Origin of the sequence: Catellatospora sp. NPDC049133 (assembly GCF_040648455.1) — a bacterium.
Taxonomy (GTDB): domain Bacteria; phylum Actinomycetota; class Actinomycetes; order Mycobacteriales; family Micromonosporaceae; genus Catellatospora; species Catellatospora aurea.
In genome coordinates this window covers 56993-80400 of the sequence record NZ_JBEZDT010000006.1, presented here as the reverse complement: position 1 = coordinate 80400, position 23408 = coordinate 56993, and the positions used below count along the sequence as shown (strand labels likewise).

General features: G+C 73.1%; 19 protein-coding genes. 12 read left to right on the top strand and 7 right to left on the bottom strand.

Translation table 11 applies throughout. The features are described 5' to 3' along the window. Positions 1 to 7 precede the first annotated feature (7 nt). From AB0B35_RS08300 to AB0B35_RS08285, 4 genes are all read left to right on the top strand, one after another. Positions 8 to 3520 (top strand): ABC transporter ATP-binding protein, encoded by a 3513-nt coding sequence (locus AB0B35_RS08300; protein WP_361042363.1) that lies wholly within the window; start codon positions 8 to 10, stop codon positions 3518 to 3520. Between the two features lie 204 nt (positions 3521 to 3724). After that, positions 3725 to 4462 carry a lytic polysaccharide monooxygenase gene (locus tag AB0B35_RS08295; protein ID WP_361042360.1) on the top strand — a complete coding sequence of 246 codons (738 nt, stop codon included), beginning with the start codon at positions 3725 to 3727 and terminating at the stop codon, positions 4460 to 4462. A 103-nt stretch (positions 4463 to 4565) separates the two neighbouring features. Then, entirely contained in the window at positions 4566 to 5162 is a 597-nt protein-coding gene (locus AB0B35_RS08290) for a DUF305 domain-containing protein (RefSeq protein ID WP_361042357.1), read from the top strand. Between the two features lie 105 nt (positions 5163 to 5267). After that, on the top strand, positions 5268 to 5873 hold the full coding sequence (locus AB0B35_RS08285; RefSeq protein WP_361042354.1) for a hypothetical protein: 606 nt from the start codon (positions 5268 to 5270) through the stop codon (positions 5871 to 5873). 6 nt (positions 5874 to 5879) lie between these two features. On the opposite strand, the gene AB0B35_RS08280 is transcribed toward AB0B35_RS08285, so the two are convergent. The 3 genes from AB0B35_RS08280 to AB0B35_RS08270 all read right to left on the bottom strand — a co-directional run bounded on the left by AB0B35_RS08280 (position 5880) and on the right by AB0B35_RS08270 (position 10408). Continuing rightward, the gene (locus AB0B35_RS08280; protein ID WP_361042351.1) at positions 5880 to 7088 is read right to left on the bottom strand and encodes a PP2C family protein-serine/threonine phosphatase; all 1209 of its coding nucleotides are present in this window, start codon (positions 7086 to 7088) and stop codon (positions 5880 to 5882) included. A 96-nt stretch (positions 7089 to 7184) separates the two neighbouring features. Beyond that, a complete protein-coding gene (locus AB0B35_RS08275) occupies positions 7185 to 9674 on the bottom strand; it encodes an ABC transporter permease (protein ID WP_361042348.1) in 2490 nt (829 codons plus the stop codon). Continuing rightward, positions 9671 to 10408 (bottom strand): ABC transporter ATP-binding protein, encoded by a 738-nt coding sequence (locus AB0B35_RS08270; protein WP_360527272.1) that lies wholly within the window; start codon positions 10406 to 10408, stop codon positions 9671 to 9673. Before AB0B35_RS08270 ends, AB0B35_RS08275 begins: the two co-directional genes overlap by 4 nt. Positions 10409 to 10516: 108 nt before the next feature. Here AB0B35_RS08270 and AB0B35_RS08265 point away from each other — a divergent pair, with 108 nt between their 5' ends. Then, the gene (locus AB0B35_RS08265; protein ID WP_361042344.1) at positions 10517 to 11728 is read left to right on the top strand and encodes a histidine kinase; all 1212 of its coding nucleotides are present in this window, start codon (positions 10517 to 10519) and stop codon (positions 11726 to 11728) included. Next, positions 11716 to 12366, top strand: coding sequence for a response regulator transcription factor (locus AB0B35_RS08260; protein ID WP_361042342.1), 651 nt, complete (start codon positions 11716 to 11718; stop codon positions 12364 to 12366). The genes AB0B35_RS08265 and AB0B35_RS08260 overlap by 13 nt, the downstream gene beginning before the upstream one ends. Before the next feature lie 4 nt (positions 12367 to 12370). Here AB0B35_RS08260 and AB0B35_RS08255 read toward each other — a convergent pair whose 3' ends face one another. Beyond that, positions 12371 to 13078 (bottom strand): carbon-nitrogen hydrolase family protein, encoded by a 708-nt coding sequence (locus tag AB0B35_RS08255; protein ID WP_361042340.1) that lies wholly within the window; start codon positions 13076 to 13078, stop codon positions 12371 to 12373. Between the two features lie 328 nt (positions 13079 to 13406). Between AB0B35_RS08255 and AB0B35_RS08250 the strand changes: the two genes are divergently transcribed. The 5 genes from AB0B35_RS08250 (at position 13407) to AB0B35_RS08230 (ending at position 18955) form a co-directional block, all read left to right on the top strand. Further along, positions 13407 to 15266: a Calx-beta domain-containing protein gene (locus tag AB0B35_RS08250; protein ID WP_361042338.1), complete on the top strand. Its 1860-nt coding sequence runs from the start codon at positions 13407 to 13409 to the stop codon at positions 15264 to 15266. A gap of 386 nt (positions 15267 to 15652) precedes the next feature. After that, complete coding sequence (locus AB0B35_RS08245; protein WP_361042336.1) at positions 15653 to 16264, top strand: hypothetical protein; 612 nt, start codon at positions 15653 to 15655, stop codon at positions 16262 to 16264. A gap of 58 nt (positions 16265 to 16322) precedes the next feature. Next, positions 16323 to 16910, top strand: coding sequence for a hypothetical protein (locus AB0B35_RS08240; protein WP_361042333.1), 588 nt, complete (start codon positions 16323 to 16325; stop codon positions 16908 to 16910). A gap of 122 nt (positions 16911 to 17032) precedes the next feature. Continuing rightward, a complete protein-coding gene (locus AB0B35_RS08235) occupies positions 17033 to 17824 on the top strand; it encodes an META domain-containing protein (protein WP_361042330.1) in 792 nt (263 codons plus the stop codon). A gap of 264 nt (positions 17825 to 18088) precedes the next feature. After that, positions 18089 to 18955, top strand: coding sequence for a hypothetical protein (locus AB0B35_RS08230; protein WP_361042328.1), 867 nt, complete (start codon positions 18089 to 18091; stop codon positions 18953 to 18955). Between the two features lie 133 nt (positions 18956 to 19088). On the opposite strand, the gene AB0B35_RS08225 is transcribed toward AB0B35_RS08230, so the two are convergent. The 3 genes from AB0B35_RS08225 to AB0B35_RS08215 all read right to left on the bottom strand — a co-directional run bounded on the left by AB0B35_RS08225 (position 19089) and on the right by AB0B35_RS08215 (position 21383). Beyond that, positions 19089 to 19427, bottom strand: a complete 339-nt coding sequence (locus AB0B35_RS08225; RefSeq protein ID WP_361042326.1) for a hypothetical protein — start codon at positions 19425 to 19427, stop codon at positions 19089 to 19091. Between the two features lie 127 nt (positions 19428 to 19554). Then, positions 19555 to 19704, bottom strand: coding sequence for a hypothetical protein (locus tag AB0B35_RS08220; RefSeq protein WP_361042323.1), 150 nt, complete (start codon positions 19702 to 19704; stop codon positions 19555 to 19557). Positions 19705 to 19769: 65 nt separating this feature from the next. Beyond that, complete coding sequence (locus AB0B35_RS08215; RefSeq protein ID WP_361042320.1) at positions 19770 to 21383, bottom strand: RecQ family ATP-dependent DNA helicase; 1614 nt, start codon at positions 21381 to 21383, stop codon at positions 19770 to 19772. Positions 21384 to 21609: 226 nt separating this feature from the next. Here AB0B35_RS08215 and AB0B35_RS08210 point away from each other — a divergent pair, with 226 nt between their 5' ends. Further along, positions 21610 to 23289, top strand: coding sequence for a fibronectin type III domain-containing protein (locus AB0B35_RS08210; RefSeq protein WP_361042317.1), 1680 nt, complete (start codon positions 21610 to 21612; stop codon positions 23287 to 23289). The last annotated feature ends 119 nt before the right edge of the window (positions 23290 to 23408 follow it).

Sequence of the window (23408 nt, the reverse complement as noted above, 5' to 3'; positions counted from 1 at the left end):
CCGTGCCATGCGTCTGTTCCGTGACCTGTGGGCCACCTCGCCCCGCCGTACCTTGGCGGTGCTGGTGCTCATCGTCGCCGGCGCCGGCGCGGCCGCGCTGTCCGCGGCGCTGGCCGGCACCGTGCTGGTGAACCGGTCCGCCGTCGCCTTCGCCGCGCTGGCCACGGCGCTGGCAGTGGTCGTGCTGAGCGACCTGACGCTCAGCCTGATCATGTCCAGGCTCACCGCCGACTGGGCGGCCGACGTACGCCGCCGGCTGTGCCGGGTCGCGTTCGGGCAGAGCCTGCCCGCGCTGGAGGGCACCCCGGTCGGCGAGCTGCTCGACCGGATCGACGGCGACGTGTACCAGGTGGGCTCGCAGCTGCGCGGCAGCGGCGTCCGGCTGGCCCAGTCGGCCGCGGTGGCCGTGCTGTCCGTGGTCACCGCGTTCGTGGTGTGGTGGCCCGCCGGACTGGCCATGCTGCTGCTGTCCGTGGTGCTCGGGTTCGGGCTGCGCCGCCCGACCGCGGCCATCGGCCCGGCCCGCATGCACGAGGAGGAGGCCTGGTCGGACCTGGCCGCCGTGCAGGAGGAGTCGGTGCACGGCCAGGACGACGTGCGCACCAGCCTGGGCCGCCCGTACGTGCTGCGCCTGTACGCCCAGCGCTCCGCCGAGGTGCTCAAACGCGGCCGCCGGGTGTGGGCGCTGTCGTCGAAGGTCAGCACCATCGCGGGCGGCGTGACCCGCGCCGGCATCGCCCTGCTGGTGCTCGGCGGCGTGTGGGCGCTGACGGCGGGTCACCTGGACGCGGCCCGGCTCACCGCCGCGTGGCTGCTGGCGCTGGCCTTCGGCGGCACCGTCGAGCAGGTCAGCCGGATGCTGCCCGAGCTGCAGCACGCGCTGGGCGCATGGGCGCGCGTGCAGCTGCTGCGCGACACCCCGCAGGAGCCGGTCGGCGGCGGGACGCCCGCCACCGGCAACATCGAGGTACGCGGGCTGACCTTCCACTACTCCGCCGACCGCCGCCGCCCCGCGCTGCGCGAGCTGGACCTGACCTTCGCGCCCGGCCGCTCGTACGCCCTGGTCGGCCGGACCGGCTCGGGCAAGTCGACGCTGGCCAAGGTCCTCACCCGGGCCGTGGACGTGCCGCGCGGCACGGTGTTCCTGGGCGGGGTGGACCTCAACGACCTGGACGTCGAGGCCTTACGGCGCTGGATCGCGATCGTGCCGCAGCGCACCGAGATCCTGGCCGGCACGCTGGCGGAGAACATCGCGCTGTTCGACCCGGAGCTGCTCGATTCGGCCGGACCGGCGATGGACGAGCTGGGTCTGACCTCCTGGGTCGACTCCCTGCCCGACGGGCTGCAGACGTTGCTGGGCGAGGGCGGCCAGAAGCTGTCGGCGGGGCAGGAGCAGCTGGTCGCGTTCGCGCGCATCCTGGTCCGCGACCCGCAGGTGGTGATCCTGGACGAGGCCACCGCCCGGATGGACCCGGTCACCGAGTCCCGGGTGCAGCACGCCGCCCAGCGCCTGCTGCGCGGCCGGATCGGCGTGGTCATCGCACACCGGCTGTCCTCGGTCCGCGACTGCGACGAGGTCGTGGTGCTGGCCGACGGCCGGGTCGTGGAGGCCGGGCCGCTGTCGGAGTCGCAACGGTTCGCGCAGCTGCTCGCCACCAGCAACAGCGCGGCCGACGGCGAGCTCGTCCTGGCCACCGCGTACGGGCTGGAGTCGGCCGGCGAGGCCGGGGCGGGCGACGGGTCGCAGGCCGTCCCGGCTCGCCCGAGCGGCAATGCCGGTGCCGGCACGGGCGCCGAGCTGGTCGCCCCGCCGAAGGCCGACCCGCCGCCGCTGCCCGCGCCGCAGCGGGTGCGCACCCTGCGCGAGATCTTCCGGCTGACCGTCAACGACTTCCGCTTCGGCCAGGTGTCCGTGGCGCTGTTCACCGTCATGGTGCTGTTCGGCCTGGACGGCACGGTGCTGCCGTGGCTGTGGGCCGACGTGGTCGACGGCGCGGGCAGCCCGTGGTGGCCGGCGCTGGGCATCGTCGCCGGGCTGGCCGTCACCACCCCGGCGGGCTACTTCGCGGGCCTGTGGTATCCGGAGTGGTGGGTCCGGCAGATGCTGCGGATCAACCTGCGCCTGGTGCACGGGCAGACCGGGCCGCGCCGGGTCAGCGCGCACACCCCGGCCGAGGTCGTCGCGCAGGGCGGCGACAACGAGCGGGTGGTCATGCTCGCCGACAACCTGGTCGACCAGTCCATCAGCATCGTGATGATCGTCGCGATGACGCTGGTGTCCGGCTCGATCGTGCCGGCGCTGTTCTTCACCGGCACGATGGTGGTCTCGGCGCTGGCCGCGACGGTCTTCGCGCCGGTGCTGAAGCGCTCGGCCGCGCACACCGTGGCGGCGCGGGCCGCGTTCGCCACGTTCCTGGTGTCGTCGCTGTCGTCGGCGCGCACGGTCAAGCTGGCCGGCGCCACCCGGCCGGTGCTGGACCAGCTGGCCGGCCTGGACGCCGCGCGCAGCGAACGCCAGCGCCAGGAGATCGCCATGCAGGTGTGGGCGCGCTCGACGCCGTCGCTGCTGGCGGGCCTGCTGCCGATCGCGGTGTGGGCCCTGTTCATGGCCGGTGAGCTGGGCACGGGCGCGACCCTGGTCGCCGTGTCGACGCTGGGCGCGGCCCGGTGGTTCGCCTGGACCACGGCGTCGCTGGTGTCGCAGCTGCCCTCGGCGCGGGTGTGGACCAGGCGCACCGTGGCGATGGCCGGGGTGGGCGCGTACTCCGCGGCCGTGCCGGGCGTGGACCTGTCCGCGGGCACCGCCCCGGGGCCGGTGGCCGCGCCGCGCAACCCGCTGCACCGGTTGGAGCTGTCCAAGTTCGGCGCGGTGCACGAGGACGGCACGGTCGGCGTACGCGGTGTCGACCTCGCCGTGGAGCGCGGTGACCTGGTGCTGGTGGTCGGGCCGGTGGGCTCGGGCAAGTCGTCGCTGCTGCGGGCGCTGGCGGGCATCGTGCACCACGACGGCGTGCTGCTGTGGAACGGCGAGGCGGTCGGCGAGCCGGAGGTGTTCCTGCGCCCCAACCAGGTCGGGTACGTGGCCCAGCTGCCGCGGGTGCTGTCGGGCACGGTCGGCGACAACATCCGGCTCGGCCACGACGTCGACGCCGCGCAGGCGGTGGCGACGGCGCAGCTGGAGCACGACCTGGCGGCGGCGGGCAGCGGCATGGAGCTGCTCATCGGGCACAAGGGCACCCGGCTGTCCGGCGGTCAGCTACAGCGGCTGGCGTTGGCGCGGGCCCTGGCGCCGGGCACCGAGCTGCTGATCGCCGACGACGTGTCGTCCGCCCTGGACGTGACCACGGAGCTGGCCCTGTGGCAGGCGCTGCGGGCGCACGGGGTGACCGTGGTCGGCTCGACGTCGAAGCGGGCGGCGCTGGTGCAGGCCGACCGGGTCGTCGTGCTGATCAACGGCGAGGCGGTCGCGCAGGGCTCGTGGGACGAGCTGGAGGCGGGCTGGGGCCACCTGGCCGGTTGAGCGCGCGGCGCGAGAAGCCCCGGCCCGTCTGGCCGGGGCTTCTCCCATGTCAGGCACGTGCCAACTTGAACGCAATCTCAGTTAAGCGTATTTACAGTTAGGACTGTTTCTTTTATGTTTTCGTGAACGAGTGTCGATGTCTCCTCTCACGACACCGGCACTCGTCCCACCGGTCGATCCATCCCGCACAGAAGCGGAGGAGCCGTGAGAAAACGGATCGTCCTACCTGTCCTGTCCATCCTCACGATCGTGGCATCCGGCATGATCGCCAACCCGGCGAGCGCGCACGGATACATCTCGTCCCCACCCAGCCGCCAGGCCAACTGCGCTCAGGGACGGGTCGCCAACTGCGGCGACATCGTCTGGGAGCCGCAGAGCGTCGAGGCCCCCAAGGGCTCGATGCAGTGCAACGGCGGCGGCAGCCGGTTCGCGGTGCTCAACGACAACAGCAAGAACTGGCCCGCGGCCTCGGTCGGCAACAACGTCACGTTCAACTGGGTGCTCACCGCCCGCCACCGCACCAGCACCTGGGAGTACTTCGTCGGGAGCACCCGCATCGCGGTGGTCAACGACAACGGCGCCCAGCCCGGTGCGACGGTCTCGCACAACGTCAGCCTCGGCGGACGCACCGGCCGGATCCTCGTGCTGGCCCGGTGGAACATCTACGACACCGCGATGGCGTTCTACTCCTGCGTCGACCTGCAGGTAGGCGGAGGCGGAGGCAACCCGACGCCGCCCCCGTCGTCGCCGTCGCCCAACCCGCCGCAGTCCCCGCCGCCGTCCAACCCGCCGCCCGCCGGCGGCACCTGGGCAGCGGGCACCGCGTACGCCGTCGGCGCGACGGTGACCTACGGCGGGCTCAGCTACCGCTGCCTGCAGGCGCACACCGCGCTCGCCGGCTGGGAGCCGCCCAACACGCCTGCCCTGTGGCAGCGCATCTAGTCCCACCTCACCCGGTCCGCGGCTCACCGGAGCCGCGGACCGGCCACCTTCGCCGCCGCGGGCCGCAGCCGCGCCGCCCGGCGCCCACGAGGAGCCACCGCGAATGAAGCGCTTCGTCCTGCTCGCCGTCACCCTGGCGACCCTGGCCGCCTGCGACGCGCCACCCGGGGTCACCACCGCCCCGTCGTTCGCGCCGCCGTCCGGCTCACCGCCGCCCGCGGTCTCCGAGTCGGGCGGGCACAACGCCACCGACGTGATGTTCCTGCAGATGATGGCCGCGCAGTACGGCCCGTCCGCCGAGCTGCTCAAGCTCGCCGCCGACCGCAGTGCGAACACGAAGGTACGCGAACTGGCCGCGGCCATGGACGTGACACAGGCCGACGAACTGTCCAAGGTGCAGGGCTGGCTGGGCGCCTGGGGCGAGTCGCCCACCCCTGCCGCCGACCCGGGCCTGCACGCCGAGCACGGCGGGCTGCCCGCAACCGGGCCGAAAGAGGTCAAGGCACTGCGCGACGCCACCCCCGCCGACTTCGACAAGGTCTTCCTCAACCTGCTGATCGGCCACCAGCACCAGGCCGTCGAGTACGCCCGGATGGAGCTGACCTCGGGCGTCAACCCGCAGGTGCTGGAGTTCGCGACGCGCATCGACCAGTCCCGCACCGCCCAGGTGACCATGATGCTCGGCATGGTCTCCGGCTGACCGGCCTCCCGCTCGTTCGTGGACACCCGCACCGGTCCTCGGCGCGGCCCCGGATCGTGCGATGATCGGGCACCGTCACCGCCGGGACCGACGCCGAGGAGCATCGTGCAGACCCTCATCCCCGCCGCCTGGGCCGCCGCGGGCCACGGCATCCCGAGCGTGTGCAGCAGGCACGGACTGCCCGCCACGCTACGGGCCCGCACGAGGTTCGAATCGGCCCCGGCCGGGTGGACGTACGCGCTGATCCCGCTCGGGCTGCTCGCCTTCATCATCGTGCGCGCCGTCACGCGCCATGTCGTCGACGCGCCCGTGTGGCACTACTGCGACCGGTGCCGCAGCCGGCGCCGGCAGCAGCGGGTGGGCTTCGGGCTGCTCACGGCCGGCGGCTTCGCGATCCCCGTCGCCGCGATCGTGACGGAGGCCGACGGTCCGGTCGCTTCGCTGCTGACGGCCACGGCGCTGATCGCCCTGATCGTCGGCTACGTCGGACTGGTCCGCGCCCGCTGGGAGGTCATCGCGCAGGCGCGCGTGACCCGGGACGGGCAGTGGATCGCTGTACGCGATCCGGCTCCCGAGTTCGACGCGGAGTTCACCGCCACGATGTCCGCCGCGGTGACCGGCGCGCAGCAGTACGCGCCGGCGGCGGCGCCCGCCGCACGGCCCGCCGTCACGGCCGCTCCCGGGAGCGCGGGCTGGTCCTCACCGCGCTGAGCTGGGTCAGGGCAGCACCCGGCGGGCCGCTTCGGCCGACCATTCGACCAGCATCAGCGTCGCGTCGTCGCGGGGCGGGCCGTCCCGGAAGTCGGCGACCCGGTGGGCCAGGCCGCGCAGCGTCTCCGGGGCGGGCAGCCGCGCCTGCGCCGCCCGCTCGGTGAGGTCGGCGAGCCGCTCGACGCCGAACATCTGCCCGCGCCGGTCGCACGCCTCGACGATGCCGTCCGTGTACAGCAGCAGCCGGTCCCCGGGCTCCAGCATCTCCTCGGCGACCTCGATCGAGCTGTCGTCCAGTCCCAGCGGCAACCGGCGGCCACCGGTCAGCTCCCGGACCGCCCGCCCGCGCCGCAGCAGCAGCGGGGCCGGATGACCGGCGCTGATGAAGCGCAGCCGCCCCGTGTCGGTGTGCAACTCGCACAGCAGCCCGGTGACGTAGGCGGTGTCGGGGAACTGGTCCCGCAGCGCGTCCTCGACCGAGCGCGCGATCGCGTGCAGGCCGCCGTCGGCGCGCCGCGCCGCCCGGATGGCCGCCAGCGTGGTCACCGTCATGACGGCCGCGTTCAGGCCACGGCCCATCCCGTCGAGCACGCAGAACCACGCGACCTCGCCGTCCAGCGCGTAGTCGAAGGCGTCCCCGCCGATGTCGTAGTGCGGCTCCAGCACCGCGCTGAGCACGAGCCGGTCGGACGTGAAGGTCAGCGGGGGCAGCGTCGACAGCAGCAGCTCGCCCGCCACCGACATGGGCCGGGTCCGCCGGACCTGCTGCAGCGAGTCGCCGTACGGCATCTTCACCGCCAGCAGGTGCCCGACCAGGCCCACATAGCTCTCGCACCAGTCCTGCAGCGCCTCGATGTCGCAGTCGTCGCGGCGCAGCACGATCTCCACCACGCCGAGCCGCTCGGTGCCGTCCACCAGCGGAACCCACAGCCGGCTGCCCTCGCCGTCGCCCACCCGCTGGGTGTCCACGCTGGTGAAGGCACGTCCGGCGAGGGTGTTCTCGACGCCGAGCGGGTCGGCCGGCGTCTTGCCGTGTTCGGTCAGCGGGTGCAGGTGGCGCTGCTCCTCGTCGACGAGGTAACACGTGGTCTCCATGCCCAGCGGGCGCAGCGCCGCACTGACGCACTCGGCGACCTGGTCGTCCTGCGCCTGCTGGGTCAGGTGCAGGAGATCGAGGAGCGCCGCGTGCCACGGGTCGTACGTCACCTGGGTCATCCGCGCACCTCGCCGTCCCGTCGTGAGCACGGTCGGCGCGGCGCCGTCACCTTCGCACCCCCGTGCATCCACTGACGTGCCCCGCCGACCGCCTGCTCAAACGCTCGCGGCAGGTCTGGCCGACCGCCCGGAGCCGAGCGCGGGCAGCATCGCCGCGGCCACGGCCAGCACCAGGCAGACGCCGACGGTCGCGGCGAGGGTGCCCCACGGGATCACCACGGGCACCGCGACGCCGAGCTGCACGCTCAACCCGTGGGCGAGCGCCGCCAGCGCGGCCACGGCCACGGCCAGCCCCAGCGCCGCACCGGTGACCACCACGGCCGCGGTCTCAGCGGCCAGCAGGCCCAGCACCTGAGCCCCGGTCGCCCCGGACAGCTTCAGCACCCGCAGGTCCCCGGCCCGGCCGGTGGTGGACATGAGCATCGTGTTCACCACCGCCAGCAGCGCGAACCCGGCCGACACCCCGATCAGCAGCGCGGTGAACACCCATACCAGCCGGTCGTCCTCGTCCTGACCACTGGCTGCGTAGGCGGCGGCGCTCAGCGGGCGCGCGCCCAGACCGGCGGCAGCCGGTACCAGCCGTTCGGAGTAGACGACGGGGGTCAGCGCGGACGGGTCGATCGCGCGCACCACCGCGCGGTCGAGCAGGATGCCGGCCGGCAGCGGGCCATCGACCACGATCGCGACCACCTCCAGCGTGATCGGGCGTCCGCCGGGGCTGAACGCTGGGTGGCTGCTGCCCACGGCCCACCCCGCCGAGGTGGCGAAGCCCTCTGCCACGGCCACGGCCACTACGGGATCGGCCGACGACGTCCGGCCCGACCCGGTCGGCGGGACCGGAACGGCCTGCTCCCCGGCACTCGCGGGCTCCGGCAAACCCGCCGTCGGCCGATGCAGCTCGGTCAGATCGCCCTCCGCGACGGTCAGCACAGCGTGCTCGGCGGGGGTGATACCCGCGGCGGGCAATGGCTCGACGCCGTCGTACAGGACGGTGGGCAGGGCGGACAGGCCGCCCGCAGCGGTGACGGCGGCGTCGGACAGGCCCGGCGTGCCGTCGGGCACGACCACGGCGGTGGCGTCCGCGGCGGTGACCCGGTTCAGTCCGTAGTAGGCGGTGGTGGTCTGCACCATCCCGCCGATGAAGACGGTGAACGCCACGCAGAGCAGCACCGGCGCGGCGGCCGAGGCCGCGCGCCGGGCCGCGGTGGCGACGTGCTGGCGCACCAGCAGCACGGTAGCGCCCCGGCCGCCCGCGAACGGCGCGGTGAGCAGCCGCACCGCGCCCGGCAGCAGCAGCGGGGCGAGCAGGCTGCCCGCGACGACCAGCAGCATCGCCGCGTACAGGGCGTAGGAGCCCAGATCGGCCCCGGACGCCCGGGTCGCCGCCACCCCGACCGCGACCGCACCGGCCAGCGCCACCGCACCGGCGAGCAGCCGTACCCGGCTCACCGGCCGGTCGTCGACCGCGGCCTCCCGCAGCGCCGCCAGCGGGCCCACCCGCGCCGCGCGCCGGGCCGCCGCCCAGGCTCCCGCGAGCGCCACCAGCACCCCGGCGGCCAGCGCGGCAACCGGGACGACCGGCTGGTACAGCACGGTGAACGACGCCGGTTCGAACCCGGTGCGCACCAGCCAGCCCGCCACCGGTCCGGCGGCCAGCAGGCCCGCCGGCACCCCGATCGCACCGCCGAGCAGGCCGAGCAGCAGCACCTCGCCGAGCACCCAGCCCCGCACCTGCCGGGGCACCGCCCCGAGCAGCCGCAGCAGCCCCAGCTCGCGGTGCCGCTGGCGGGTCGCGAAGGCGAACGTCGACGCCACGATGAACACCGACACGAACGTGCCCAGCGCGGCCAGGGCCGACAGCACCTGCAGGCCGATCCACCGGGTGCGGGCATCGCCGACCGGCTCCAGCGCGCCGCGCGCGTCCCCCGTCAACACCACGCCGTCCGCGCCGATCACCTCAGTCACCGCAGCGGCGACCGCGGCGATGTCAGCGTCCGCGCCGGTCAGCAGGCCGATCACAGGCACTCCACCGCCCGCACCCGCTGCCGCGTCGCCCACCCAGATCCCGGGGCCGCTGACGGTGCCCGTGACCGTGAACGGCTCCGGTCCGGCCGCCGTGAGCAGCTCCACCCGCGCACCGGGCGGCAGTCCGAGGTCCTCGCCGAGCGCGACCTCACCGGGGGCGGCCGGTGCCCGGCCCGCCGCGAGTCGGTAGCCGCCGAGGTCTGCCGAGGACCAGTTATAGGCTTCGCGTTCCCCCGCGACGGGTGCGCCGTCGCGCAGGAGCTGGGCGTAGAAGCGGTGCACCGGCACCGCTGCGGCCACGCCGGGCACGGCGGCCAGCCGGGCGGTCAGCGCCGCCACCTGCTCCTGCGGCCAGGGGCGCGGTTCGGTGAACGCCTCCGGGTTGCTCGGCGGCACCGGGCGGATCAGCACAGGGCTCGCCGCGTACCGGTCCGGGGTGACCGGGCGGGCCGAGCCGAGCAGCAGGCCGCAGATGGTGAGCACGGCGACCGCGACGGCGAGCGTCAGCAGTGTGCCGAGCAGGCTGCGGCGGCGTTCCCGCAGTGAGGCGAGCGCGATCATGCGGCCACCGCCCCGCGGGCCAGCCGGGCGGCGATGCGCGCCGGGTCAGCCCCGGTGATCTCGTCGACCAGCCGCCCGTCGGCCAGCACCAGCACCCGGTCGGCGGCCGCGGCGGCCACCGGGTCGTGGGTCACCATCACCACGGTCTGCCCGTGCTCGTCGACCAGCCGCCGCAGCGCGGCCAGCACCACCGCCGACGACGTGCTGTCCAGCGCCCCGGTGGGCTCGTCGGCGAACAACACCGCAGGCCGGGTGATCAGCGCGCGGGCGATGGCGACCCGCTGCTGCTCGCCGCCGGACAGCTGCGCCGGGTAGTGCCCGGCCCGCTCGGCAAGACCCACTTCGGCGAGCGCCTGCGTGATCGCCGCGGCCTGGGGTGCGCGGCGGGCCAGCCGCAGCGGCAGCGCCGTGTTCTGCGCCGCGGTCAGCGCGCCGACCAGGTTGTACGCCTGGAACACGAACCCGATCCGGTCCCGCCGCAGCAGCGTGCGGGCGTGCTCGGACAGCCCGGCCAGGTCGACGCCGTCGACGGTGATCTGCCCGCCGTCGACGGTGTCGAGCCCGGCCGCGCACTGCAGCAGCGTGGACTTGCCGGAGCCGGACGCGCCCATGACCGCGGTGAAGCTGCCCCGGGCGAACTCCGCGCTCACCCCGTCGAGGGCTGTGACCGTGTTCGCGGCTGTGCCGTACGTCTTGCGGACCGCGTGCAGGCGGACCGTCGCCGTTGATGTCATGCGACCACCCCACCCGAACGCGGGGCCGGGCACACGGGTGCGGTGGCGAGGATCCGGACTAGTCCCAGCACTACTGTGCCGGGTATCGGTGCAGGTTAGGGTCGTGCGGTGACCCCTCGCACCGCTCTGTCCGCCGCCGCGACACCGCCGTGGCGGCTGGCGCGGTCGAGCTGGCCGTGGCGGTCCCTGCTCTACCTGGCCGCGGGCCTGGTCCCGGCCGGGCTGCCCCTGGCGCTGCTGGCCGGGATCGAGCTGCTCCGTCCGGCGCGCACCGCGCTCATCCTGCTGCTGGTGGCCGCGCTGCTGATCGTCGTCGCCGCCGGGCCGCTGATCGCCGGGTTCGACCGGCGGCGGCTGCGCCTGGTCGACACCCGCCCGCTGCCCCCGCGCCCGCCGCTGCGGCTCCGCGAGCCCGGCACCTGGCGCGAGATCGGGTACGCCGTGCTGAGCGCCTGCGTGGCCTGGTGGCTCGACCTGGCCGTGGTGCTGCTGTCGCTGCTCCCGCCGCTGATGCTGATGTCCGCGCCGCTGCAGCCGTCCGGGCCGGGTGCGGAACTGCCCGCCGACGCGTGGTTCACCACGCTGCTGTGCACGGCCGGGTTCATCATGCTGCCGTTCGCGGCGTACCCGATCACGGCCTGGGCCGGGGCGCGGGCCGCCGTCGCCCGTGCGGTGCTCGCCTCGGCGGACAGCGACCTGGTCGAGGTGATGCGGTCGCGGCAGCGGCTGGCCGCGGGCTTCGACGACGAACGCCGCCGCCTCGAACGGGACCTGCACGACGGCGCGCAGCAGCGGCTCGTCGCGCTGAGCGTCACGCTCGGCCTGGCCCGGCTGCAGGTCGCCGACGACCACACGGTCGCGCCGCTGCTCGACGACGCGAAGCAGCAGACCGCGGCGGCGCTGGCCGAACTGCGCGAGCTGATCCGCGGCGTACACCCGCAGATCCTCAGCGACCGCGGCCTGGCCGCCGCGATCCGTGACATCGCCGGGCGCTCCCCCGTGCCGGTCGAACTGGACCTGCGGCTGGACGGGCGGCTGCCCGCGCCGGTCGAGGCCACCGCCTACTTCGCGGTCAACGAGGCGCTGGCCAACCTGGCCCGGCACAGCAGCGCGGCCGGCGGCCGGGTGCGTGCCTGGACCCAGGACCGGCAGCTGGTGCTGGAGGTCCACGACGACGGCGCGGGCGGCGCGGACCCGGCCCGCGGCACCGGGCTGACCGGCCTCGCCGACCGGACCGCGGCCGTCGGCGGGCGGCTGCTGCTGGCCAGCCCGCCCGGGGGGCCGACACTGCTGCGGGTGGAGCTGCCATGCGAACGCTGAGGGTGGCGCTGGCCGAGGACTCCGTGCTGCTGCGCGAGGGCCTGACCAGCCTGCTGCGCCACTTCGGACACGAGGTCGTCGCCGCGGTCGGCGACGCCGACGCGCTGCGCGAGCAGGTGCCGCTGGTGCGGCCCGACATCGTCGTCACCGACGTGCGCATGCCGCCCGGCTTCAGCGACGAGGGGCTGCGGGCCGCGCTGGCGTTGCGCGCCGCGCTGCCGCACCTGCCGATCCTGGTGCTCAGCCAGTACGTCGAGCAGACCTACGCCGCGGAGCTGATCGACGCGGGCCGCTCGGCGGGCACGGGATACCTGCTCAAGGACCGGGTCGGCGAGGTCGCCGAGTTCGTCGACGGGCTGGTCCGGGTCGCCGACGGGCACACCGTCATCGACCCCGAGGTGGTCCGCCAACTGCTGGACCGCCGCCGCGACCCGCTGCACCGGCTGACTCCGCGCGAGCGCGAGGTGCTCGGCCTGGTCGCGGAGGGCCGCTCCAACGCGGCGATAGCCCGCCGCCTGGTGGTCACCGAGGCCGCGGTGGCCAAGCACATCGCGGGCATCCTGGCCAAACTCGACCTGCCGCCCGACGCCGACGACCACCGCCGCGTCCTGGCGGTGCTGGCCTACCTACGCGGCTGACCGTTCACGGCCGCAGAATGGCACGGGCGATCGCGCCTGGTTCCGGGCCCGCCTCGGCCAGTGGCGTGCCGTCCGGGGAGCAGATCGCCGAGCCGCCCGCGGCCTGGTCGAAGCCGCCGCCGGTGGAGCCCGCGAAGCTCGCCGTGGCGACCCAGACGCCCCGGTCGGCGGCGACGCGGCGCGCGCGTTCGGCGGGCACGTGCGCGTCGCGGACGTGGTCGAGCACGGACGCGACGTACACGTGCATGCCCAGGTCGGCAGTCGCGGCGTCGTGCTCGGCGAACCCGGTGTCGCGGCAGATCGCCAGGCCCAGCCGCCAGCCGTCGACCTCGACCACCGCCGGCCCGTCGCCGGGGCTGAACCGCTCCTCCGACTCGTGGATGTGCACCTTGCGGTAGGCGACCCGGGCCCCGTCGCCGTCCACCGCCAGCGTCGCGATGTACGCGTGCCCGGCCGTGTCCCACACCGGGGCGCCGGCCAGCGCCAGCGTGCCGGTCTCGGCGCAGGCCTGGACCAGCGGGGCCAGGCGCGGGTCGCCGGGCGTGATCGCGGGCGCGTCGAGCTGGTAGCCGGTCAGCGACAGCTCCGGGAACACGACCACCCTGGCCTGCGCGGCCCGTACGGCGGCGGCGTGCTCGACCGCGTTGGCGGCCACGTCGTACGCCACGGTCGGCGGCTGCGCCACCGCGATCACCAGCGGCCCGCGTCCCATCGGCACTCCCCGCTATCGAATAGCCGTCACACGTGCACCCGGCAGTCATTCACTTCACGTCACCGGGATCGGGCCCAGCGTAGTCCGATCAGGTTACGCCGAACGGAGCGATCGACCGCCGTCACGCACTGCGGTCACGCTCACACGGGCAGTCACTTAGTCGTCCCGTACCAGATAGTCAAGCGTTGATGGGGTGGAGATTCATGGCTTTGACTCTAGGCACACCCAGCAGCCGCCCGCTCCGGCAACCGCCGGAGGCGGCAGGCTGCCCGAAAGGATGTGCCAGATGTTGCACCTGCACAGGCGGAAGGCTACCCACCGGTGGGGCGTGAACGCTCTGGCGGTGGCCGCCCTGGCGGCGTGGGGTCTGCTCTCCCAGCCGACGCCGCCGGCGCACGCCGCCGAACCCGGCGTCGAGCCGTCCGCCGTCACCCGCACCCTGCCGCCCGGCGGCACCGCCACGATCAGCAAGGTGGTGCACACCCCCACGGTGCCGCCGAAGCCCGACATCGTGTTCCTCGCCGACACCACCGGCAGCATGTTCAGCGCCATCAACAACGTGAAGACCAATGCCGCCGACATCCTCGCCGCCGTCAGCGGCGCGCAGCCCGGCGCGCAGTTCGCCGCCGCCAACTACAAGGACGTCGACGACACCCCGCCGTTCGCCGTGAACCAGGGGCTCACCGCCGACCAGGCCCTGGCCCAGGCGGGCATCAACGCGTGGAGCATCGGCGGCGGCGGGGACCTGCCCGAGGACGGCCTCAACGCCCTGTACGAACTCGCCACCGGCGCGGTCGCGTTCCGCCCCGACGGCACCCGCATCGTCGTCATCTTCGGCGACGCGCCGTCGCACGAACCGAGCCTCGGCCACACCCGCGCCCAGGTCATCGCCGCACTCCAGGCCGCCCACGTACGGGTGGTCGCGGTCAACGTCGGCGCGGGCGGCCTCAACCAGAACGGCCAGATCCAGGCCGTCACCGACGCCACCGGCGGCGTGTTCCTGGACAACGTGCCCGCCGACCAGGTCGCCGACGCGATCCTGGCGGGCATCCAGGCCATCGAGGTGACCGTCACCCACAGCGTGGACTGCGACGGCGCGCTGTCACTGGCGCTGTCCCCTGCGTCGCGGACCGTCACCAGCGGCGACGACGCGGCGTTCAGTGAGACCGTCGAGGTGGACGGCGGTGCGGCCCCCGGCACGTACCACTGCGAGGTCGACTTCCTCATCGACGGAACCAGCCGCGGCTACGTGCAGACCCTGACCGTGCACGTGCCGGGCCTCAGTGTGTACGACGTGCAGGTCAACGAGGGCGCGGGCACGGTCGACTTCACCGTCACCCTGTCCGTGCCCGCCCCGTTCCCGGTGAGCGTCAGCTACGCGACCACGGCCGGCAGCGCCGGGGCGGCCGACTTCACCGCCAAGAGCGGCGTGCTCAACTTCTCCCCGAACGAGACCCTCAAGACGGTCACCGTGCCGATCGCCGACGACGCCGTCGACGAGCTGAACGAGACCTTCAAGCTGGGCCTCAGCTCACCCAGCGGCGCGGGCCTGACCGACCCGTCCGGTGAGGCGACGATCGTGGACAACGACCGCGACGGCGTCTTCACCTGCTCGGCGACCGCCCTGAACCTGGCCGGCCAGCTCGCCGCCCAGGCCAACCCGGCCAACTCGCCGTGCGTGGACGCCACCGCGGCCGGCCCCGACAACACCTTCAACGCCGGCCTGGTCACCGTCAAGACGACCGGCCTGTCCGCGAACACCGACCTGACCCCGAACAACCTGAGCACCACACCCGCCGCCGGTGACAAGGCCGTGTCCACATCGGCCGCGGGCTCCACGAAGATCACCGTCGCGGGCCTGGTCACCATCGAGGTCGGCTACATCAACACGACCGCCTCAGCCACCTGCGCGACCGGCCCCGGCGGGCTCGTCCCGCAGTTCAGCGGCTCGTCCACCATCACCAACCTGAAGGTCAACGGCGCGACGGTGACGGTCGGCAGCGGCCCGCTCACCATCCCACTGGTGGTCGGCAGCCTGAAGCTCAACAGCACCACGACCACCGCCACCGGCGTGACCCAGCAGGCGCTGGTCCTGGACACCCTGCTCACCGACCTCGTCATCGGCGAGGCCAAGGCCGGGGTCGCCGGCACGTCCACCCACCCCGCGGGCAGCCCCTGCCGCGCCTGACCTGAACCGAAGTCGCTCACCACGTCACACCGGTCGGCCCGCAGCCGCGTCTCCACGCGACTGCGGGCCGACCGCCGTCGCGACGGCGCACGGATCACAGTTACCAATCTGTGATCTCTCACTCGAAGTAGTCCCAGCCCGCGACGCTGTCCGATTCATGCCTCCGTGAAAGCCACGGCTATCAGGCATTTTGAATGGCCGGACACGATCGGTGACGATCACTGCCCGTGACCCCGCGACGGCCGGCGGCAGGGCCGAAAAAGCCCGGCGGTTGGCCCTACGATCCCCGGCACGGCAACCGAAGAACGGTTGACCTGCGAAAAATGCGGCTGCGGTGGGCCAACACCGCAGCCGCCCTGTTCCCCAACGCGATCTGGAGGATCGAAGTGAGAACCCTTTCCAAGGTACTCCTCGCCGTCGCCCTCGCCTTCGGCGCTTCGGCCATTACCGCCGCCCCGGCGGCTGCCGAGGACGTCACCCCGATGGCCCTGCTGTGCGACAACCTGGGCGAAACGTGGTACACGATGACCAACGTCTCCAAGCCCAAGGAACTGACCCACGGCGAGCGCTACTACAACGGCAGCGGCTCGAACGTGACCACGAGTTTCGTGGCCAAGCACCACTCGACCATCACCGCGTCGATCAGCGTCACCGCCGGGGTGAAGGCCGAGGCGGGCACGATCTTCGCCAAGCTGGAGGCCTCGGCGAGCGTCACCGTCGCCGGCGAGTACGCCTCGACGTCCGGCACCGACGTGGGCATCACCGCCACGCTGCCGCACGGCAAGTACCTCGTCGCCTACCGCGGCTACCTGACGGTCTCCGCCAATTGGGGCAAGTACTACTGCACGACCAGCGGCACCATGCAGACCAAGGGCGAGGGCGCCGTCAAGTCGTGGAACGAGGTGCCGGAGACCGGCGTGCAGCGCTGTGACCTGTCGGCTCCGTCCGGCTCGATGGCCTCCGTCGCCAAGGCCCGCCTCTGCGACGGCACCTGGTAACAACCGTTCCGCCGGGCGGCGGTCCTCCGCCGCCCGGCCGTGCTCAGGAGCCCCACCCATGAAGACAACGATGATCGCCGTGGCCGTGGCCGCCCTCGCCGCCATGACCGCCTGCACGGCAACCGACTCCCCGACCCCGCCGGCCAGCTCCGCGGCGGCGTCCCCGCAAGCCGCGTGCCGGCTCGATCGGGTGACCCTCACGACGGGCACCGCGCCCGCCGAGCAGGTGCTCACCGCCGTACGCCGGATCAAGGTCGCCGACACGGCGGAGTACGAGAACACCGTGCTGATCGACCAGCCGGTCGTCCCCACCGTCTCGTGGACCGGACCCGGGGCGGACACCCAGGCGGTGCTCGAAGCGCTCGCCCTGCAGCACGGCGACGAAGTCGCCGCCGCACCGCACCAGGGACTGCCCAGCGTGGACGCGTTCCTGAGCGGCATCGAAAGCAAAGCCGGAACGCTCATCGGCTACGCCGCCGTCATGCGCCAGTCGCACACCGTCACGGTGACGTGTGCCGACGGGCGGAGCCTCTCCGGGGCCGTCACCTCGTGGAGCAGACCCGACATCGGGGCCGTCCGCTGCGGTCTCGACCTCGGCGCGGACGCGCCGGCGGTGGCGCTGCGGGCACAGAGGGAGTTCTGCTGATCCCGGTCGGCGAGCCGCTGGACCCCCGGCACCCGGGACGCCCGGAAGTGACACCTTCCAGGCGTCCCGGCCCGCGACGGAACCCGGCGGGCCCCACGGCGGTCGAAGGTAACGTGAAAACCGTGCGCGTAGTGCCGCTGCTGACTGTTCTGCTGCTCGCCGCGTGCGCGCAGCCCCTCGACGCCGGCGCGGACGGCCCGCCCGACGACGGCGCCGTCCTGGCCGGGCGGACCTTCCTGTCCACCGCCGTCGTCAAGGACGGCAAACCCTACGAGCTGTTCAAGGGCACCCGCATCCGGCTCACACTGGACGGCGAGGGCCATGTCGGGGCCACCGCCGGCTGCAACAGCATGGGCGGCGACGCCGACCTGTCCGGTGGCCGCCTGCGGATGACCGGCGACGTGAGCATGACCGACATGGGCTGCGACCCGAAACTGCACGAGCAGGACGAGCTGGTCTCCGGCTTCCTCCAGGCCGGGCCGCGCTGGGAGCTGGCCGGCGACAAGCTGACCCTGCGCACCGACACCATGGAGGTCACCTTGCTGGACCAGGAGTCCGCCGAGCCGGACCGGCCGCTGACCGGCGTGCGCTGGCAGGTCGACACCCTGCTCGACGGGCAGAGCGCCAGTTCCGTCCCGAACGGCGCGAAGGCCTACCTGGAGTTCGCCGACGGCAAGGTGCAGGGCCACACCGGCTGCAACACCCTCGGCGGCACCGCCGTGCTCGCCGAGAAGACCATCGCGTTCAGCGACGTCTTCACCACGAGGATGGGCTGCGCCGACGACGTCAACCGGCTCGAACGGGCCGTGCTGGAGACGCTCAAGGGCGACGTGGCCTGGGAGGTCACCGCGGATCGGCTGACCCTCACGGGCCCCGGCGGCCACGGATTGCAGCTGGTCGCCGCGCAGAAGTGACCGACAGCGGCGCGACCGCGTACGGTCGACAGGCCGTACGCGGGGTGCCCCGCGACGAACCCTCGACCGGTGGATGGCAACCACCGGTCGAGGGCGGCTCGGCATCGGCCGAACCGTCGCCGCCCGTCCGTCAGATCCGCGACTTTCCGCAGGTCAGAAACCCGTCGCTGTAACCGTCGCCACCGTCGTTGTGTGGATAAGTCCACAAACGAATCCTGCTCGCGTTCCTACGGTGAAGGCTCCCGACCGAAACAGGAGACTTCGATGCAGGCACGAGCGACCCACCACCGGCTGACCCGCGCGGCGCTGGCCGCCGGTCTGGCGCTGAGCGCCCTCGCGGTGAGCCAGCTCGCCCTGGCCGCACCCGCCGCGGCGGTCACCGCGCTGACCCGCCAGACCGCCACCGGACCGAGCGACAGCCTCGCCAAGACGCAGAACAAGACCTGCCCCGCGGGCACCGTCGCGCTCGGCGGCGGCGGTGCGGTGTCCGGCGCGACCGGCCACATCGGCATGGACTTCATGCTGCCCGTGTCCGAGAACACCACCTGGTCGGTGACCGGGCGCGAGGACGAGAGCGGCACCGGGCTGCGCTGGTCGCTGTCCACCACCGTACTGTGCGCCCCCGCTCCGGCCGGCTACCAGGTGATCGCGGGCAGCTCCGCCTGGTCGTCGCCGTCCAGCAAGTCGCACCTGGTCAGCTGCCCGCTCGGCAAGGTCGCCCTCGGCGTGGGCGGCGCGGTCAGCGGCGCGTCGGTCAGCGAGCTGATCCTGGAGGACCTGCGGATCGACACCGGCAGCGTCACGGTGACCGGCGCGGAGGACGGCACCGGCTTCGCCGGCGACTGGCAGGTGCAGGCGCGGGCGATCTGCGCGGACCAGCCGGCCGGCTACGAGCGGCTGCTCGACGACAGCGCGTACAGCTCCAGCGGCACGCAGTCGGTGACGGTCACCTGCTCCGCGGGGCGCAAGGTGCACGGGGTCGGCGCGGAGATCCTGGGCGGCGAGGGCCAGGTGCGGCTGACCGCCGTGCACGCCGTGTCGAGCACCTCGGTGACGGCGAGCGCGACCGAGGACGACAACGGCTTCAGCGGCAACTGGAAGGTGCGGGCGTTCGCGATCTGCGCGAGCTGAGCCCGCGGCCGGCGGGCCCCTGCCCCGAGGCTCGCCGGCCGCGCCGATGACGCCCGGCCGCGGTGGTGCGGTTCCACCGCGGCCGGGCGTCCCACGGCCACCGGCACCGGGCGCCGGTGTCACCGGTGGTCTGTCAGGACACGACCCAGGAGGTCTTGCGGATCGTGAACTTCCCCGATTCCTCGACGGCGGGCAGCAGCAGCGCGACGACCCGCCAGGACCGCGGATCGGCCGCCCGCTCCCACGGCTGCGCGTCGAGCAGCGCCAGCAGCTCGCGCAGCTCCTCCAACGCGTCGGCCGGTTCGCCATCGCGCGGGTGGGTCAGGCGTTCCCTGACGCTGTGCGATTCGAGCCGGGCACGGGTGAAGCGGACCAGGCCGCGCACCTGTCGGATCAGGCGCAGTTCCTGTCGTGGCATCCGCCAGCCGTCGTCGAGGAGCAGGAGACTGGCGGCGAGACCGAGCAGCCCCATGCCCTTGACGAAGACGTCGGCCCCGGGATCGGGCTAGCCGGGCAGGCACACGTACACGGCAAAGCCGAACACCACGATGACCAGGCCAAGCCAGGCGCGGGCGTGGGCCACCGGAATCTCGAACACCTCACCCAAAAACACGGTGCTGGGCCGCCGCTCCGGTTGCCGCCAGCGGTGCAGCCCAGATCTGGTACTGCACCAGCATGCGCAGCGACTGGCCCAGGACCACGGCGTAGCCGAGCGTCAGGGCCGAGTTGAACACTCCGTGGAACAGCATCGCCGCCACCATAACCGGGCTCTACGACATCGGTCGATGCCGTAGAGCCCGGGCGGGCGTCGGGGTCAGGCCGGGGTGAGCAGGTTGCGGGCGCGGACGGCCTTCAGCGACAGGGTGCGGTAGCCGACCTCGTCGAACAGCACCGTGATCCGGTCGTTCTCCTCGCGCATGACCACGCCCGGACCCCACTGCTCGTGGGTGACCCGCGACTGCACCGGGAAGCCGGTGTCCACGTCGGACTGCGCGTCGGCGGTGCCCGCGGCGCACGTGTCGCAGTTGCCGCAGGTCTCGACCAGGTCCTCGCCGAAGTAGCCGAGCAGGAACTGGCGGCGGCAGTCGTCGGTCTCGGCGTACCCCCGCATCATCTCGACCCGGGTCAGCTCGATGGTGCGCATCTGCGCCGCCTCGACCGCGGCGGCGGCGACCGCGTCGGCCAGCTCGCCGCCGGTCCACCGCACGCCCTCGCCGGTGGTGAGCACGGCCCCGGCCTCCTGCAGCAGGTTGATCGAGCGGGTGACCCGGGCGCGGGTGACGTCGAGCTCCTCCACCAGGTCGTCGAGGCGCACCGGGCCGTCGGCCGCGAGCACGCCCGCGCCGACCCGGGTGAGCAGTTCCTCGTCGACGGTGCCGGAGGAGAAGAAGCGCGGCAGGCGCAGGTCCTCGGGCCGGAAGTAGAGCACGGCGGTGGCCGGGTCGGAGTCGCGGCCGGCGCGACCGATCTGCTGGTAGTAGGAGTCCAGCGACTCGGCCGGTGCGGCGTGCACCACGAAGCGCACGTTCGGCTTGTCGATGCCCATCCCGAACGCCGACGTCGCGACGACCACGACCCGGTCGGAGGCGAGGAACGCGTCGTGCACCGCCGAGCGCTCCGCGGAACTCAGACCCGCGTGGTACGCGTACGCCTCCTCACCGGCCTCGCGCAGCGCTTCGGCGTACTCCTCGGTCTCGCCGCGGGTCTGCACGTAGAGCAGGCCCGGCGGGTCCAGCGCGATGATGCGCTCGATGATCTCGCGGCGCTTCTCCCGCTCGGTGATCTCGCGGGACACCTCCAGCCGAATGTTCGGCCGGTCGAAGCCCTTGACCAGCTGCACCGCGTCGCGCATGCGCAGCCGCTCGACGATGTCGGCGCGCACCGGCGGCGAGGCGGTGGCGGTCAGCGCCAGCACGGTCGGGTGGCCCAGCCGCTCGATGACCTCGCCGAGGCGCAGGTAGTCGGGCCGGAAGTCGTGGCCCCAGGAGGAGACGCAGTGGGCCTCGTCCACCACGAACAGCGACGGCTTGGCCTCCAGCAGCTGCTGCACGACCTCGTCCTTGGCGAGCTGCTCGGGCGCGAGGAACAGGAACTCGGCGTCACCGGCCTGGATCGCGTCGAACGCGGCCGCGTTGTCGCGGGCGCTGCGCGCGGAGTTGACCACGTGCGCGTCCGGCGCGCCCCGGTCGACGAGGTTCTTGACCTGGTCGCGCTGCAGCGCGATGAGTGGCGACACCACGATCGTCGGGCCGCCGACGACCAGCGCCGGGACCTGGTAGATGGCGGACTTGCCGGAGCCGGTCGGCGACACCACGATCGTGTCGCGGCCCGCGGTCACGTGGGCCATCGCCTCCTCCTGCGCCGGGCGCAGCGCCGTCCAGCCGTACACCTGTGCCGCGACCTCGCGCAGCCGCTGCAGATCTCCCACCGTCGTACCCCTCCCCAGACTCGAACCCGCATCCTCCCATCCGGTGCACGGGCGAACCGCAGCGGTCCGAAAGGTAACGAAACCTTGGCGCGCGTGTAACTTCCATGAAACTGATTACCGTCAATGGTTTTGTTTACAGGCAGTTCGACGATGGCCTATGGTGTCCGATGGAAGCGCTCCCAGTCCTGGCACATCCCGATCTCTCCTCCCCTGCCCAAGGAGTGACATGCACGCCACGACGAGCAGAAAGCATCGCCTGACGACGATCGCCTCGGCCATCGCGCTGACCGTCGCCGCCACCGCCGTGAGCCTTCTCGCGGCGCAGCCCGCCCAGGCCGCCACCATCTGCGAGCAGTACGGCACCGTGGTCGCCGGCAGCTACGTGATCCAGAACAACCGGTGGGGCACCAGCGCCACCCAGTGCATCAACACCACCAGCAACGGGTTCAGCATCACCCAGCAGGACGGCGTCGGCAGCACCTCGGGTGCGCCGGTGTCCTACCCGTCCATCTTCCTGGGCTGCCACTACTCCAACTGCAGCCCCAGCTCCCCGCTGCCCAAGCAGCTCAGCACCATCGGCACCGCCAACAGCAGCATCAGCTACTCGTACCCCGGCAGCGGCACCTACAACGCCTCGTACGACATCTGGCTCAACGCCGACACCAACGTCTCCGGCGTCCAGGACACCGAGATCATGATCTGGTTCAACCGGCAGGGCAGCATCCAGCCCATCGGTTCCCAGACCGGCACCGCGAGCATCGCCGGACGCAGCTGGGCCGTCTGGACCGGCAGCAACGGCGCCAACAACGTCGTGTCGTACCTGTTCACCGGGTCGATCATCAACTCGCTGAGCTTCGACGTGATGGACTTCGTCCGCGACACGTTCACCCGCGGCTCGCAGTACGGCAACAGCAGCTGGTACCTGACCAGCGTCCAGGCCGGATTCGAGCCGTGGATCGGCGGCGTCGGCCTGACCGTGAACTCGTTCTCGGCGGGGGTCACCACCGGCGGCGGCACTCAGCCGCCCGGCACTCCCGGCACCCCGACCGCGTCGAACGTGGGCTCCAGCAGCGCGTCCCTGAGCTGGTCGGCCTCGTCGGGCACGGTGAGCAGCTACCTGATCGAGCGGGCCACCGGCGCGAGCAGCACCAGCTTCAGCCAGATCGGCACGTCGTCCTCCCCGTCGTTCACGGACTCGGGCCTGGCCGCCAACACCACCTACCGGTACCGCGTGCGGGCCAGCAACTCGGCGGGCACGTCCGGCTACTCCGGCGTCGTCAACGTCACCACCACCGGTGGCGGCACGCAGGTCCCGGGCACGCCGGGCACCCCGACCGCGTCCGGTGTGACGTCGAGCGGCGCGTCCCTGAGCTGGTCGGCGTCGTCGGGCACGGTCAGCGGCTACCTCGTGGAGCGGGCGACCGGCGCGAGCAGCACCAGCTTCAGCCAGATCGGCACGACCAGTTCGACGTCGTTCACCGACTCCGGGCTCGCCGCGAACACCACGTACCGGTACCGCGTGCGGGCGTCGAACTCGGCGGGCACCTCCGGCTATTCCGGCGTCGTCAACGTCACCACCACCGGTGGCGGCGGCGGATCCGGCTGCACCACCACCGCGTCGGTGCAGAGCCAGTGGAACAACGGCTACGTCATGCAGGTGACGGTCACCAACACCGGGTCGACCTCGATCAACGGCTGGTCGTCCACGGCCACGCTGCCGTCCGGCCACGCGCACACCGGCTCCTGGCCGCAGGCGGCCGTGGTCAGCGGCCAGAACGTGACCCAGACCAACCAGAACTGGAACGGCGCGCTCGCGCCGGGGCAGACCGCCTCGTGGGGCTTCCAGGCGAGCCGTCCCAACGGCAACACCGCCCTGCCGACCACGTTCTCCTGCACCGCCTCGTAGTCATCGGTGACGTGCGGCGGAGCCACCGCTCCGCCGCACGTCGGCCCAGCCTTCCGCGCGCTGCGCCACTGTCGACGATCTTCCGGTGTATGGTCGGCCAGATCATCTTCTTGGGAGGT

What these genes read in the sequence shown, in the direction of transcription:
- AB0B35_RS08300 (WP_361042363.1), top strand. Translation starts at nt 8, where the DNA reads ATGCGTCTGTTCCGTGACCTGTGGGCCACCTCGCCCCGCCGTACCTTG.
- AB0B35_RS08290 (WP_361042357.1), top strand. Translation starts at nt 4,566, where the DNA reads ATGAAGCGCTTCGTCCTGCTCGCCGTCACCCTGGCGACCCTGGCCGCC.
- AB0B35_RS08280 (WP_361042351.1), bottom strand. Translation starts at nt 7,088, where the DNA reads ATGACCCAGGTGACGTACGACCCGTGGCACGCGGCGCTCCTCGATCTC.
- AB0B35_RS08275 (WP_361042348.1), bottom strand. Translation starts at nt 9,674, where the DNA reads ATGATCGCGCTCGCCTCACTGCGGGAACGCCGCCGCAGCCTGCTCGGC.
- AB0B35_RS08270 (WP_360527272.1), bottom strand. Translation starts at nt 10,408, where the DNA reads ATGACATCAACGGCGACGGTCCGCCTGCACGCGGTCCGCAAGACGTAC.
- AB0B35_RS08260 (WP_361042342.1), top strand. Translation starts at nt 11,716, where the DNA reads ATGCGAACGCTGAGGGTGGCGCTGGCCGAGGACTCCGTGCTGCTGCGC.
- AB0B35_RS08255 (WP_361042340.1), bottom strand. Translation starts at nt 13,078, where the DNA reads ATGGGACGCGGGCCGCTGGTGATCGCGGTGGCGCAGCCGCCGACCGTG.
- AB0B35_RS08240 (WP_361042333.1), top strand. Translation starts at nt 16,323, where the DNA reads ATGAAGACAACGATGATCGCCGTGGCCGTGGCCGCCCTCGCCGCCATG.
- AB0B35_RS08230 (WP_361042328.1), top strand. Translation starts at nt 18,089, where the DNA reads ATGCAGGCACGAGCGACCCACCACCGGCTGACCCGCGCGGCGCTGGCC.
- AB0B35_RS08225 (WP_361042326.1), bottom strand. Translation starts at nt 19,427, where the DNA reads ATGGGGCTGCTCGGTCTCGCCGCCAGTCTCCTGCTCCTCGACGACGGC.
- AB0B35_RS08220 (WP_361042323.1), bottom strand. Translation starts at nt 19,704, where the DNA reads ATGCTGTTCCACGGAGTGTTCAACTCGGCCCTGACGCTCGGCTACGCC.
- AB0B35_RS08210 (WP_361042317.1), top strand. Translation starts at nt 21,610, where the DNA reads ATGCACGCCACGACGAGCAGAAAGCATCGCCTGACGACGATCGCCTCG.